Origin of the sequence: Amygdalobacter indicium (assembly GCF_029101545.1) — a bacterium.
GTDB classification, from domain to species: Bacteria; Bacillota; Clostridia; order Saccharofermentanales; family Fastidiosipilaceae; genus Amygdalobacter; species Amygdalobacter indicium.
In genome coordinates, this window is sequence record NZ_CP118866.1 from 1,354,110 (window position 1) to 1,368,089 (window position 13,980).

The 13,980-nt window shown below is 40.9% G+C and carries 15 protein-coding genes; 6 read left to right on the plus strand and 9 right to left on the minus strand.

All coding sequences use genetic code 11. The annotated features are described in order from the left end of the window. Nucleotides 1–99: 99 nt before the first annotated feature. A complete protein-coding gene (locus PYS60_RS05700; protein ID WP_315568371.1) occupies nt 100–1,092 on the plus strand; it encodes a LacI family DNA-binding transcriptional regulator in 993 nt (330 codons plus the stop codon). A 62-nt stretch (nt 1,093–1,154) separates the two neighbouring features. On the opposite strand, the gene lsrF is transcribed toward PYS60_RS05700, so the two are convergent. From lsrF to PYS60_RS05725, 5 genes are read right to left on the minus strand one after another with little or no spacing between them, the layout of a single operon-like run. After that, entirely contained in the window at nt 1,155–2,027 is an 873-nt protein-coding gene (gene lsrF / locus PYS60_RS05705) for a 3-hydroxy-5-phosphonooxypentane-2,4-dione thiolase (protein ID WP_315568372.1), read from the minus strand. 35 nt (nt 2,028–2,062) lie between these two features. Further along, a complete protein-coding gene (locus PYS60_RS05710) occupies nt 2,063–3,220 on the minus strand; it encodes a substrate-binding domain-containing protein (protein ID WP_315568374.1) in 1,158 nt (385 codons plus the stop codon). A 19-nt stretch (nt 3,221–3,239) separates the two neighbouring features. Then, nucleotides 3,240–4,244 (minus strand): ABC transporter permease, encoded by a 1,005-nt coding sequence (locus PYS60_RS05715; RefSeq protein WP_315568375.1) that lies wholly within the window; start codon nt 4,242–4,244, stop codon nt 3,240–3,242. Continuing rightward, complete coding sequence (locus PYS60_RS05720; RefSeq protein ID WP_315568377.1) at nt 4,244–5,242, minus strand: ABC transporter permease; 999 nt, start codon at nt 5,240–5,242, stop codon at nt 4,244–4,246. Before PYS60_RS05720 ends, PYS60_RS05715 begins: the two co-directional genes overlap by 1 nt. Nucleotides 5,243–5,251: 9 nt before the next feature. After that, nucleotides 5,252–6,790, minus strand: a complete 1,539-nt coding sequence (locus PYS60_RS05725; RefSeq protein ID WP_315568378.1) for a sugar ABC transporter ATP-binding protein — start codon at nt 6,788–6,790, stop codon at nt 5,252–5,254. A 265-nt stretch (nt 6,791–7,055) separates the two neighbouring features. Between PYS60_RS05725 and PYS60_RS05730 the strand changes: the two genes are divergently transcribed. The 3 genes from PYS60_RS05730 to PYS60_RS05740 are packed head-to-tail and all read left to right on the plus strand — an operon-like array spanning nt 7,056 to nt 9,983. Further along, nucleotides 7,056–7,982, plus strand: a complete 927-nt coding sequence (locus PYS60_RS05730; protein ID WP_315568380.1) for a sugar-binding transcriptional regulator — start codon at nt 7,056–7,058, stop codon at nt 7,980–7,982. An 11-nt stretch (nt 7,983–7,993) separates the two neighbouring features. Continuing rightward, entirely contained in the window at nt 7,994–9,574 is a 1,581-nt protein-coding gene (lsrK, locus tag PYS60_RS05735) for an autoinducer-2 kinase (protein WP_315568382.1), read from the plus strand. A gap of 52 nt (nt 9,575–9,626) precedes the next feature. Continuing rightward, on the plus strand, nt 9,627–9,983 hold the full coding sequence (locus PYS60_RS05740; protein WP_315568383.1) for a cupin domain-containing protein: 357 nt from the start codon (nt 9,627–9,629) through the stop codon (nt 9,981–9,983). Between the two features lie 183 nt (nt 9,984–10,166). Here PYS60_RS05740 and PYS60_RS05745 read toward each other — a convergent pair whose 3' ends face one another. The 4 genes from PYS60_RS05745 to PYS60_RS05760 all read right to left on the minus strand — a co-directional run bounded on the left by PYS60_RS05745 (nt 10,167) and on the right by PYS60_RS05760 (nt 13,252). Next, on the minus strand, nt 10,167–11,558 hold the full coding sequence (locus tag PYS60_RS05745) for an APC family permease (RefSeq protein ID WP_315568384.1): 1,392 nt from the start codon (nt 11,556–11,558) through the stop codon (nt 10,167–10,169). Nucleotides 11,559–11,575: 17 nt separating this feature from the next. Further along, nucleotides 11,576–12,310: a gamma-glutamyl-gamma-aminobutyrate hydrolase family protein gene (locus PYS60_RS05750; protein WP_315568385.1), complete on the minus strand. Its 735-nt coding sequence runs from the start codon at nt 12,308–12,310 to the stop codon at nt 11,576–11,578. Beyond that, nucleotides 12,307–12,594 carry a hypothetical protein gene (locus tag PYS60_RS05755; RefSeq protein WP_315568387.1) on the minus strand — a complete coding sequence of 96 codons (288 nt, stop codon included), beginning with the start codon at nt 12,592–12,594 and terminating at the stop codon, nt 12,307–12,309. Before PYS60_RS05755 ends, PYS60_RS05750 begins: the two co-directional genes overlap by 4 nt. 409 nt (nt 12,595–13,003) lie before the next feature. After that, nucleotides 13,004–13,252 carry a type II toxin-antitoxin system Phd/YefM family antitoxin gene (locus tag PYS60_RS05760; protein ID WP_315568388.1) on the minus strand — a complete coding sequence of 83 codons (249 nt, stop codon included), beginning with the start codon at nt 13,250–13,252 and terminating at the stop codon, nt 13,004–13,006. 178 nt (nt 13,253–13,430) lie between these two features. Here PYS60_RS05760 and relB point away from each other — a divergent pair, with 178 nt between their 5' ends. After that, nucleotides 13,431–13,655, plus strand: a complete 225-nt coding sequence (gene relB / locus PYS60_RS05765) for a type II toxin-antitoxin system RelB family antitoxin (RefSeq protein WP_315568390.1) — start codon at nt 13,431–13,433, stop codon at nt 13,653–13,655. Beyond that, entirely contained in the window at nt 13,652–13,924 is a 273-nt protein-coding gene (locus tag PYS60_RS05770; protein WP_315568392.1) for a type II toxin-antitoxin system RelE family toxin, read from the plus strand. The genes relB and PYS60_RS05770 overlap by 4 nt, the downstream gene beginning before the upstream one ends. Nucleotides 13,925–13,980 lie beyond the last annotated feature (56 nt).

Consider the following 13,980-nt stretch of genomic DNA (forward strand, 5'->3'; position numbering starts at 1 on the left):
TAAACTTAAGAGTAAATTATGCAAAATGTCATTTTTATTTTGCGCAATATCGTATTACAATTATTCCTATCGAGGTGAAAAATGACTAAAAACATAAACATGAAGGAAATTGCTAAACTTGCAGGCGTATCCATCGCCACAGTTTCACGTATAATCAATCAAAACGGACGTTTTTCTCAAGCTACCGAAGAAAGAGTCAATCAAATAATTAAAGAATACAATTACAGTATTGACAGCTCCCCTTCTAATATCTGGAAAGCGCAAAAATGCAATATAGGAATAATTGTGCCTGATATTACCAATCCTCACTTCTCTGCATTGATTCTGCAAATGCAAATGGCTCTTTTTTATAGCGGATATTCCACCATAATCTGCAATACTAACGAATCGGAAATACTGGAGCAGAAACATGTTAAGACACTGAAAGCTCAAAACGTAGCCGGAGTAATACTAATTTCCGGCAACAGATATCACGCCGCGTTACGTAAATATCCGGTAGTTTATGTTGATCGTCCTCACCTTGGAGATGACGATGATGCAGTAATAATAGAATCGGATAACGAATATGGCGGTTATATAGTCGCAAACGAAATTTTACGTGCAGGCTGTAAAAATATAATTTTTCTCATGTCTAAAATAAAAGATATAAACCAAAGATTAAGATACAACGGATATTTACGAGCGTTGAAAGAACACGGAATGCAGGAAAGAATAGAGTATATTCAAAATACCGAAAATGTTTCAATATATGCGGGTAAAGCCTCTATTACATCAATCATCCAAAAAAAATTATCTTTTGACGGCATTATCGCCACAACCGACACATTAGCAGCAGGTGCATACCTGGCTTTAAGAGAATACGGTATAAAAGTTCCCGAGCAAGTAAAACTTGCCGGCTTTGACGATTGTATGATTGCCGACATATGCGGCACAGGAATCACCAGCGTTAAACAAGATGTAGCCAATATGGCGAGTATTGCGGTAGATATGCTGCTTAGGCAAATAAACGGTGAAAAGATCTCAACAACCAAAAGACAGCTTACACTCACGCTTTCCCGTCGTTCATCCACCGACAGCAGCCCTTTAAAATAACAAAAGGGCAGACAAGCTACACTCGTCTGCCCTTTCAGGGGAGTAATAATTAAACGAAGTTATCAGTTGTTAAGATAGTAATCGTAGGCTTGAGCGGCATTATAGCCCTCGTGCACGATTAAGCTGATTGCCTTAGCCATAGCATGCGGTTTTTCACTTTGGAAAATATTTCTGCCCATGTCCAAACCGTGTGCACCTTCAGAAATTGCCCTATAGGCCAAATCCAAAGCATCTTTTTCAGCTAACTTTTTGCCGCCGGCGACGACGATCGGCACCGGGCAAGCGGCAACAACTTCTTCAAAGTTTTCACAGTAATAAGTTTTAATGATGTTAGCGCCTAATTCAGCCAACATACGAGTAGCCAATTTGAAGAATCTTGATGTTCTTTCCATTTGCTTACCTACCGCTACAACACCCATAACCGGGACGGAATAGCGATAACCCAAGTTGACGCATTTGGATAAATTATCCAAGCTGCTCAATTGTCCGTCAGCTCCGATAAAAGTTTGTACAGCCAAGCAATCGGCGTTCATACGGATAGAATCTTCAATATCAACCGCTACCACTTCATGCGATAAATCATCATTGAGAATGGATGAACCGGAACTTACCCTTAAAGCAATTGCGTTGTTGAAGCTCGGTGAAACACAGGAGCGTAAAGCACCTCTTGTGCCCATGAATACATCGACAGTATCCGCTAATTGCGGAATAAGTAAATCCAAACGTTCCAGACCTGAAGTTGAACCCATAAAGTACCCGTGGTCAAATGCGAACATTACAGTGTTCTTGCTCTTGGGATTAAATATTCTGGCTAAATGTTTTTGCATACCCCAGTCCAAAGCATTGGCGCCCTTCACAAAAAAAGCTTTATTATTCGCAAATTCCTCATTCAAGTGATAATTCTTTGCTACTTTCATTCCGTCTAAATCTGCCATTTTTCCTCCTACAGTTTTATTATCTTTTCAGAAAATCAGAAATTATACTTATCTACATTGCTCTTGTTGAAAACAACACGTTCCGGCAACAAGACCACACCGTGGTTTTTAGCTTCCGTTTTTGCACCGGGTGTCAAGCAGTCATTCGGCTTGATTTCAATTTCACCGATTCCCGGAACTGTTAATTTGTCGCCCAATTTAACCTCATTACCTGCGGCTAAATATGCTGCCATATAGCATCCTAATGCGCCTTGAACTTGGCAATCCCACAAGCCCCACTGTTCGATTATATCAGCCTTGCAATAATCTTTAATTGAGTTAGGTGAAGCGAAACCGGTAATTGTAATATCTTTCTTAGTCTTTTTAGCATTTTGTGCCGCCTTACATTGTCCCGGCAGTGCGGTGGAGTCATTGCAAATTATCAAATCGATATCAGGATGTGCTTCTAAAATTGAAGCGCCGATGCTTACAGCTTTTTCTGCATCCTGTTCTGAATAATAGTTACCCGGGGCAACATTTTCCCATTCCGGATAGTTCTTTTTGATATATTCTTCGCCGGCTACCTGCCATGAATTCTGGTCGGCAACTGTTGCTTGGGAGTAGTGCCAACAATATTTTATTTTTTTCTTGGCATCTTTGCCTCTTTTCTTGAGAGAATCGGCGCCCATCTCAACCAACATTTTTCCGAGAATTTCAGGTGTTCCTTGTGAAACCATCAAAGTTCTTGATGACGGTGTAACATCTGAATCCCATGTAACAACAGTAATTCCTTTTTCTTTGGCTTCTTTCAAAGCAGCATCCAATCCTGTAACGTCAACGGATGAAACGCAAATTGCATCTGCACCGGTAGCTATAGCATTATTAATAACCTGCACCTGATCGGCAACACTGGCATTGGCACTGCCCTGGTAGTCCACGGTAAATCCCTGTTCTTTGGCAAACTTTTGTGCTCCCGCATTGGCCGATTCAAAGAAAGCATTACCGGTCAACTTGGGCACAAAAACAACAGTCTTGCCTTTGATATCCTTAGTCGCCTTTTTGGCTTCCTTGTCCTGCTTACCGGCAGCTGCCGGAGCGGAAGATTCAGCCGGTTTCTGCTTTGCAGGCTTATTGTTCTCCTTGGGGGTAGAGCAGGCAGTTATGCAAAGTGTCATCAGTAAAACACTCAGACCGACAGATAAAAGTTTTTTCATATAAACCTCCATAAATCAATTAATTAGCTTTTGTGCTAAAAAATTTTAATTTTCTAAAATTGAATTGACCCTTAAATAAAGATCTGGCAACTATAATAATTAAAAGCAATAATCCTAAAGGAATATCCAAATATTGATTATTAACTTTGAAACACAGCGGTAGGCCGAAGCGCATTAAACCTATAACAACTGAAGCCAGCGCCGTACCGATGACGCTTCCCTTACCGCCGGTGCTTAATGTTCCGCCCAACACAACTGAGGTGATAATCGGCAAAGTGAATGTCGAACCTATATCGCTCTTACTCGTGCCGATATATGAGGTCAATATTATTCCGGCAATTGCTGCACTTATAGCAGCCAGAATATAAGTACTCATAATAACCAATCGAGTATTGATACCGCAAAATCTTGCCGTGTTCTCATTAACGCCCACCAGGAATATCTTGCGCCCGTATTTAGTTTTTTCCAAAACAATGTACAGTAATATCGTAAGAATAATAAATACAATCAGCTGTGAGGGAATAAACCCGAAGAGCCTGAATTTACTGAAAGAAAGGAAAGATGCAGGAAATCCGCTGATGCCTTTGTAGCTGGCGCTGCCCGATATGTTGGAAATCGCCAAAGCCAAGCCCGAATATAAAAAGCCTCCGCCTAAGGTGACAATCATCGCCTGTACCTTGATATAAGCTACAATAAATCCGGATAAAGCACCGCACAATGCTGCTAAAACTACTGCCAATAAAGAGGAAATCCAAATGTTAATTCCGAAAGATTGCCACAGTACACCTAAAGTTATAGAAGTTAATCCGACAATCGAACCTACTTGAATATCTATGCCTCCGGTTATCATAACTAAAGTAACAAACAAAGAAATTATACATATAGAGATAATATCATTGACACTTCCCAATAAAATTCGGGGCATTAAAAATTTGGGATTAGCTAGACCGAATATAACAAACTCAGCTAAGATGACTGCCAGCAGTACAAATTCCCATCTACCCATCTTATCTTTATTCATCATCAGCGACCCTCTTTCTTATTTTCTTGTAACATGAATTTATAGCGTTTCAATTTGAATGCTTCTCTTTTTTGCAAAAGCGCATCTATAACGACCAACGATATTAATAAAATTCCTGTAATCGTATTATCGAAGTTGGACGACAATCCGATAAAGACCAATATTCTATTAACTGAAGACATTATTACCGCACCGATAGCCGCACCCAGGATGCTGCCTTGGCCGCCGATCAGGCTGACGCCGCCGATTACGCAAGCTGCAATAGCTTTCATTTCATAAGCATTGCCTGCCAACGGGGTAATAAATCCGATTCTGGAGGAATAAATAACACCGGCAACAGCAGCAAATACTCCGCACAAAACATATGCCAGAAGTTTAATTCGGGCAGCTTTTATTCCAACCAGCAAAGCACCGTTATAATTATCGCCGACAGCTATGAACTGCCTTCCTCTTTTGGTTTTTTTAACCAGCAAATCCAACACGAAAACCAGCAGCACGGCCAGTAAGTAAAATGTTGTCAACTCACTGAATATTTTCATCTGTGAATATGCGGTAAAATCGGCCGGTAAATTTTCCACCCACGATCCTTTGGTATACACATATATAAGGCCGCGACCGATACCGTTTGTTGCTAGCGTTAAAATCAAAGAAGCTATATGACGATAAGCCACCAAATATCCGTTAACCAGCCCGACAATCAAGCCTATAACAACAGCCGCAATAACAGCTACAGGCAAGCTGAAACCGTCCCTTAACAAACTGCTCGAAACGGCCGCACTAAGTCCCAAAGTCATTCCGACCGAAACATCAATTTCGCCCGTAAAAATCACGAAAGCTATTCCGACTGAAAGCAGAGTAAAAACTACGCTGTCATTAAAGCAATTCATTACGCTGGTGATGCTTAGAAACTCCGGGTTGATAACACCTACAATTAACAACATACCGATTAAACAAGCCAGACTACGTAATTCCACAAATTTACCAATTGATTTTTTCAGCATAAACAACCTCTACTTAACACCGAATGATGCAGCCATTAATTTTTCGGGAGTTATTTCCGTACGCTGCAAAGTTTCCAGAATTCTCCCTTGGCAAATAACTACCGCTCTGGTCGATAAAGCAACAATTTCTTCCATATCGGATGATATAAGCATCACAGCTACTCCTGCTTTGCGCAATTCCCCGATTATTCGATATATATCCGCCCGTGCTCCGGCATCAATACCTCTTGTCGGTTCATCCAAAATAACCAATTTCGGTTTAGTCGATAACGCACGTGCAATCATAATCTTTTGTTGATTACCGCCTGATAAGTCTCCAACTTCCTGCTCTTGCGAGCTGATTTTAATTCTGAATTTTCGGACATAATAATCGGTTAATTCCTTCTCCGCCTGTTCATCTACAAAAGCACCCTTCTTTTTTTCCAACAGGAGAAAAGAGGAGCACAAGTTATTAAGCACCGATCTTATTTTGAACAGGCCGTTGACGCTGCGATCTTCAGTAACATAATTAATTCCCGCCAACAATATCTCTTTAGTGGATAAATTCGTAATATCTCTATTCTCTAAAAGGCACTTACCGGAAACTGCTTTTTCCAAGCCGAATATGCCGATTGCAAGTTCAGTGCGACCTGCGCCTACAACGCCCGCAACGCCTAATATTTCACCGGGATAAATTTTAAGGTTGATATCCGAAAATCCGTAGCCCGTATAATTTTGAAGTTCCAAAACAGGCTTTTGGCGATAAATCTCTTCATCTGCCGAATTATCCGCATCTTCTTCGCTATTACCGAAAGCAGTTAGATTTTGTTCCTGCACCTTATTCTCCGGATTATCAGGCAAAAGCCCCTTTATAAGATCTTTTTCAGTAAAATCGGCGACCTTACCGGAAACAGTAATGACTCCGTCACGCATAATGTCAATGGTATCGGCAATACGGAATATTTCTCCCAGACGATGGGTAATATAAATAATAGCTTTTCCATTACGTTTTAATTCATCGATTATCGAATACAGCGTTTCGACTTCATCAAAAGTTAAAGCTCCGGTAGGTTCATCTAAAATCAGCACATTAGCGTCCCGAATCAAAGCCCGCATCAATTCAACAATCTGTTGTTTGGCCACAGATAACCCTTCCGCCAAAGAATTCAAATTAATCGACCACTTATATTTATGCAGAAGTTCATCGACACGGCGATTCAATTCTTTCCGATTACCTTTGATGCCTATAAGTATATTTTCCAATATAGTCATATGCGGAAAGAGCAACGGTTCCTGCGGAACCATATAAATACCCGTTGCCAAAGAATCTCCGGCTGAAGAAATATTAACAGTTCGTCCGTTAACCTTAACTTCACCCAAGTCAGCCTTGTATAAACCCATTATTATCTTCATCAGAGTAGATTTACCTGCTCCGTTGCCGCCAATCAAAGCTAACACTTTGCCTTTTTGAGCGGACAGATCAATTCCCTTCAGCACTTTGTTACTGCCGAAAGATTTAACTACTCCTTTGACTTCCAAAATAATTTGGTCGCTTTTTTCAGCTTCCATGTTTCACATACCGCCTATTCGTTATTTTTGTTACACCGCATTACATTTGTTAACTAGAATAATATCTGCCATGTGTCATTTTGTCAACTACAGCAATTGCAAAAAGCCAAACAAAAGTCAATTTGCACAAAAATAGTGTGCTTTTTCAACAATTATACTTAAATAAAAAGCTCTTAGTTTATAACAATTGTTTCTATTGAAAACATTTGACATGAAGCTTTATCCTACTTATAATAATTACATCAGCCATTCAGGAGTTAAATTTATGGACGAAAATAACAGCATGACTTATGAAGAAATATTAATGACCAAAGTATCCTGGTGTTACTATATTGAAGGATTAACCCAACAAGCGATTGCCGAAAGACTTGGTCTTCAGCGTATTAAAGTCGTTAAAATTCTTGAGCAGGCACGCAAATACGGTGTTGTTCAATTTAATTTTTGGCCCAACAACACCAAGCGGATGGAATTGGAGCAGGATTTGATTAAAAAGTTCAATTTGAAGGATGTAATTATAATTCCTACTCCCGGCAAAAAAAGTGAAATAAACGAATCTATTGCACGCGCCGCTTCCATGTATATTTTTAATAGACTCCCGTCTGACGGTTATATAAACATCGGCTACGGTGATACTCCGGGTAAAGTTCTGAACAACTTGGCCAGCATGACAGAAAACACATTAAAATGCATTTCTTTGACCGGCGGCGTTAATTACTATCTTCCTGATACCCGTTCAACAGTTTTCAATGCCAAATTACATCTGATACCGGCACCGTTAATTATATCTTCGGAAGAAATGGCAACTGCTATAAAAAACGAAAGTTCAATTCAAACCATAAATAAAATGATTAAATTATCAGGTTTGTCGGTAGTCGGTATCGGCGGCATGAACGACGAAGCTACAATCCTCTCTTCCAACATTCTGAATAAAGATGACTTTACCATGCTGAGACGCCAAGGAGCTGTCGGAGATTTACTTTGTCACTTCATTAACGCTGAGGGAAAAACGGTCGACTCATCTATTGATAAACGTTTGATTTCAACTTCGTTGAATGAATTAAAAAAGCTGAACAATGTTATAGGTGTTGCCGGCGGCTTGGAAAAAGTCGAAGCAATTAAGGGTGTACTTAAAGGTCAATATATTGATGTTCTTATTTCTGATGAAGCTACCGGAAATGAACTCTTACAATAAAGGAGTATTTTATGAAATATTTAATGGCTCTGGACGCCGGTACCGGAAGTATTCGTGCCGTCATATTTAACGAATTCGGCGAACAAATATCCGAGGCACAAATAGAGTGGTCGCACAAAGCTGATCCCCGTTTCCCGGGCAGCATGGATTTCGATTATACGGAAAATTGGAAATCCTGCAAGAAATGTATTATCTCAGCTTTAGCCGATGCCAAGATAAATTCCGAAGATTTATTGGCAATTTCAACAAGCTGCATGCGCGAAGGCATCGTTTTATATGATAAATTCGGGAAAGAAATTTGGTCCTGTGCCAATATTGATGCCAGAAGCACCCGCACGGCAGTTGAACTGGTGCAAAACAATCCGACTCTGCAAAAACAGGTATACCTAAGAACAGGTCAAACTTACGCTTTATCTGCCATTCCCCGTCTTCTTTTCATCAAGCAGCACCAACCTGATATTTACGCTCAAACTGCTCATCTCGGTATGTTCAATGACTGGATGAGTTACAAACTTAGCGGTAAATTAGTTATCGAACCGACTAACGGTTCAACCTTAGGTTTAATAAATCTGCAAACAAGAAAATGGGACGACCTGATAATTAGTAAATTCGACCTCCCCTCTGCCATTCTTCCGGAAATCAAAGAACCGGGCAGTATAATAGGTACCATCAAAAAGGATTTAGCTGCGGAACTTAAACTCTCACCTAAGACTGCAATCGTAGTCGGCGCCGGTGATGCTCAATTAGGTTGTTTGGGTGTCGGCGCTTCTTCCGTCAATGATGCAGTTATCTTAGGCGGAAGTTTCTGGCAATATGAATTCAACACAGATAAAGCCGTTTTAGATCCGAATGCGAGAGTAAGGATGAATTGCTACATCAAACCTGATTTATGGCAATATGAAGCAATAGCTTTTCAACCCGGGCTGATTATCAAATGGTTCAAGAACGCTTTCGTCCTACCCTTAGAAAAACTTGGTCAAAAAAAGGATATGAATATTTATGCTTATTTAGATCAGGGCGCCGGCGAAATACCTGCCGGTTCGTATAATATGTTTGCAATTTTTTCAGATATTATGAATTTTATAGACTGGCGTCATGCCGCCTGTTCATTTATAAACTTCAAACCGGATGCCGAAAAATTCAACATTTTCACTTTTTACCGTTCCTTGCTGGAAAATGCCTGTATGGTAAGCAAAGGACATATAGAAGAAATCAGTGAACTGACAGGCTATCAACCTAAGGCTTTAATATTCGCCAACGGTTCCAGTCAAAGCGACTTATGCTGTCAAATTCTGGCAGATGTTACCGGCTTGGAAGTTAGACGTCCAATAGTAAGAGAAGCTTCAGCCTTGGGAGCAGCTTTAATTGCCGGCTACGGCGTCGGATTATATCCCGATCTTCAGGAAACTTGCCGAAAACTCATTAAATTCGACAGAACTTTCTATCCTGCGGCAGCTGCGAACAAAGTATATGAATCAGCTTTCAAACAGTGGAAGCTAATATATAAAAAAGAGTTGGAATTAAGCGATGCCGGAATAACTGATTATATGTGGTGTGCGCCGGGTGCCGATCGCACTGATTCCGATAATTAGCTCGATGCTACGCACAAATCAAAAGACTATTTTATTAATATAAGGAGATATTATGTTTAAATTAAATGATAGCGAAAAAGAATATCGCTTCAAAACAAGCGGGCCGAAATATTTAATGGAAGGTCCCAATATGAAGTTTGCCATTGTCCGTTTTAAACCCGGTGAAGATTTTCCGGCTCATTATCACGAAAAGATGGAAGAAAATTTTTACATCATGGAAGGTGAAATAGACATATACATTAACGGTCATCTAAACCACTTAGTTACGGGTGATTTTATCCATGTTGAACCGGGTGAAGTTCATTATTGTATAAATCGCGGTCAGAAACCGATGCGCATGATTTCAACACTGGCGCCATATGTACCTGTAGATAAGGTCGAAGTACCGGACTACCCTATTTACGACTAAAAATTTTATACTTGAAAGCCTCAAAACATCAAAAGCTCCTTAAGTAGTTTGTGCCGCGAACCTTTCGGTCCGAAACAAAGCACAAACTGCTGCAGAGCTTTTATTCATACATGGCAGGCAGCGATTAAAGTGCTAATGTTCTTAGCCTTTTAAGCTCGCCGCCTGTTTCCCGTTTCCTTAGCGTTACCTCTTCGCCTGACGTTGCCTGTTATACAGATACAAGGCCGCCGGACTGACAATCATACCGACAATCATCGCTGCAATTGCCAACGTATTCGGCACTCTGGCGCCTGCAACTTCAACGGTAAATTGCCCTACCCAATTGAACTTTACAAGCAAAAGGACTGTCAGCAACAAAGAAACAAACGGAGCTGCAACATCCGTAACAAAATTTTTGCAAGCCGGCTCCACCTTTTCCCGACATTTACCGTAATAGAAAGCGATCAAAGCCAAAGGCACGACGATAAATTGGGCAAAGCGAACAATGGCACTGATAATCATAATCGAGCCCATATTGTACGAAAAAGAAAAGGGAATCAAAATTGCAATTACGACAGTAATAATCGTTGACGTAACCGGGAAGCCGCGATTAGTACGTTTGGTAAAAAGCGCCGGAACTTGCCCCTGCTTCGCCATCGCCTCAAGAATCCGGGGTGTATGGAAAGAAGCTGCCACATTTATTCCGAACATGGAAATCAAGGCACCGTACAAGATAATATTCTTGATAATCGGATTATCGAACAAGGGAATCAAAGCGATAACTTCTTTCGTAGTAGCTAATTTAACCGGATCAAGCATCATCCCGACTACAACTATCGCAATATAAATAATAGCGACAATCAAAATACCTAAAGGAATGGCGCGCGGCAAATTCTTTTCCGGTTTTTCCATATCTTCCGAACCGGATGCTACACTTTCAAAGCCGGTAAAAGCGTAAAAAGCGGCAACTGTAGCCATAACGAATTCCGAAGCACTCAAGCTTCCCTTTTGTGCAATTTCCAATTGATAAACTGCCGTAAAGTTATTCCGGCCGCCAAAAATAACGAGCAAGGCCCCGGCGACGATGCACACGATTAATGCTGATAATTTAGCTAAAGTCGAAAGGTTGCTGACAAATTCCAGTACCGCCGGTCCCATGACATTGATGATGAACAAAACTGCCATCAGGGAGAAAAATCCCAGGGTTAAAAGTTTTAAGTCATTTTTGGGCAAGCCGAATATAGAGAAAACTGTACGCACCACGCCGGTTGCCATAACGCCCCAAGCGATGGCTGCTGAAAAATAGCGGGTAATGCCGATATACAAGCCCGTGTTTTCGCCAAAGGCAGCCTTACTGTAAGCATAGGCAGCCCCGCCGGCTTTGACATACTTGGCAGCAGCTGCAAAGGTTATGGCCAGTACAGCGGCAAAAAAAGCGGCACAAAAATACACAAGCGGTGCCAGTGCTCCGGATTTGTTAACAACGGATCCGGGCGATAGAAAAATGCCGGAGCCGATAATCGAATTGATTGTCAGTAAAACAATCGAATAAAAACCGAATTTTTTGGTCGTGGTAGTCGTGGTCGTGGTAGTCATACAATACCTCTTTTTAATTATTTATTTGTCCGCGCTTCGGCAATTAAACGCGCAAAGACCTTGTTCATCTGCTTTTCGGTTCGATGCAGCATCTCAGGATGCCACTGAACTGTCAGCAAAAATTTATAATCCTGGCTCTCTAAAGCTTCAATTACGCCGTCTTTGGCTCTGGCTGTAACTTTAAAGCTCGGTGCAACTTCATGTACCACTTGGTGGTGGAAGGAATTGACTTCCAGCTCTTCACATTGGAAAATATCGAAGAGTTTCGTGCCTTTCTGCAACTTGACATAATGGCTCGGCACCTGCCAATCAGTCACTTGGTTATGCTTGATATAAGAACCGGGCGCCAGGGAAAGGTCCTGATACAGGCTCCCGCCGAAATAAACATTAATTACCTGCATGCCGCGACAAATTCCCAAAATCGGAATGTCTTTCTTTAATGCGAGCTGCAACAATTTAAAATCGAATTTATCCCGTCTGTAACAGGTTCGTCCGAGTAATTTGTGCGGTTCTTCTCCGTAAAATTGCGGGCAAACATCTTGGCCGCCGCTTAAAATCAAGGCATCAATATGCGCAACTTGTTCTCTGATTATTTCTTCCTCGCTGTTGACGGGTATTATATACGGGACGCCGCCGTTTTGAATGACTGAATCGACATAATCGTCGTTGGCATACGCCCGTTCATAGCCGGCAAATGCCGCGTCAGTCTCCGCCACAATAGAACCTGAAATTCCTACAATCGGTTTACTCATATAATCCTCCTGCTGTAAATGTAATTTTCTAAGTTTAACACGTCTTTTGTCAGCTGTTCAAAGTTAGTGCCGGAATTGCCGTTATCGCCGGAGATGGCGGTATCGCCGGAATTGCCGTTAATACCGGAATTGGCGGAATTGGCGCGGGTGTGTGGGCGGGCGCACAGGTAGGCGGGCGGCAGGCTTATAGCGCCTTGCGTACAGCTTGCGGCTGTACGACGGGCTTGCAGCGTGCGGGCGTGCAGGAACGATAAAAAATTATCATCTAATAAAAATATTATCACATATTTAAGCACTTTATACAATATACATTCTGCTTTTTGCTTATTTTTGTACAATTTGCACAATCACGTTGTGTAATATATACAATTATCAATTTTCCATAAGCTCGCTTCAGGTACAGGTGCTTCTCCAACTTTTCAGGCAAAAAAAGCTTCTCAGCATTAAGATAAGAAACTTTTCAGATAAATTGGGGGCCTTTTTCCAGCGGCTTCCAGCGACTAAAGTTAACTAATCCTCTTGATATTCAAGCAAAGCAGCTGTTTGGCTAACGTGGCTTCGACAGCCTTTGATTGAAGTGCACTACTCTAAAACTGTAAGTCCCCTCTTAATTTGCGCTTTGGTAGCTAAGGCTGCTTCTTTGAGCTTTGGAATATCTTTCAAAGATTTTTTAGTATAGACAATCTGATACATCTACCAAATGGCCTCAGTTTCAGGTACGCAATCAGAAACACCTGTGTTCAATCCGTCTATGATTTTTTCACGCATAACGGAATTTGAAGATACTTTAAGAGTTTCTACAAGTTCGTTATAATCATCTGCGCTTAAAATAACAGCATTACCATTTTTGGTGCTGATATTGATGGGCTCGTTAAATTTTATAGCTTGGTCAAGCAGCGAAAAGAGATTTTTGCGAAAGCTTGTTGCAGTTGTATTCATCATATAAATCACCTCATGCACATTATAGCGTACGTTTATAAGCTATCAATAATTTGAACGTAGTGAAAGATTTTTAGAGAATTCAACTCAGGGAGCTAATCTTGGAGGTTGAGGGCTTCGCCCTTGATAAATCGTGTAGAATGCAATACAATTGTATTACAAAAGAAAGGAAGCGATGTTTATGGCAACAATCAGTTTACGAGTTCCGGAGAATGAACTGAACATTTTCAAGGCCTACGCAAGGCTCAACAACGCAAGCCTGTCTGAAGTTATTAGAGCTACTATGCTCGACCATATTGAGAATGAGTATGACCTTAAAGTGTTTGAGGAGTACGAAGCTGAAAGAGCAAACGGTACATTGAAAACAAGACCTATCAATCAGCTTTGGGAAGAATTAGGGTTATGAAATATCGGATAATAACAACAGACAAGTTTGATAAAGCATTCAAAAAATTAGATAGGCAAACACAAAAGATAATCAAGACTTGGATTGAGAAGAACCTTGTTGGATGTGAAAATCCCCGTGTTCACGGGAAGGGATTGACAGCCAACAGAAGTGGGCAATGGAGGTACCGAGTAGGTGATTATCGCATACTGGCAGACATACAAGATAACGAGCTTGTATTGGTGTTTGTTGATGTGGGACACAGAAGCAGAATTTATTTAGCTGAGTAAAAATTGAGTTTGACTTTCTTGTCAAGCTCAATTTTCCATGCCATATAATTTTTCCA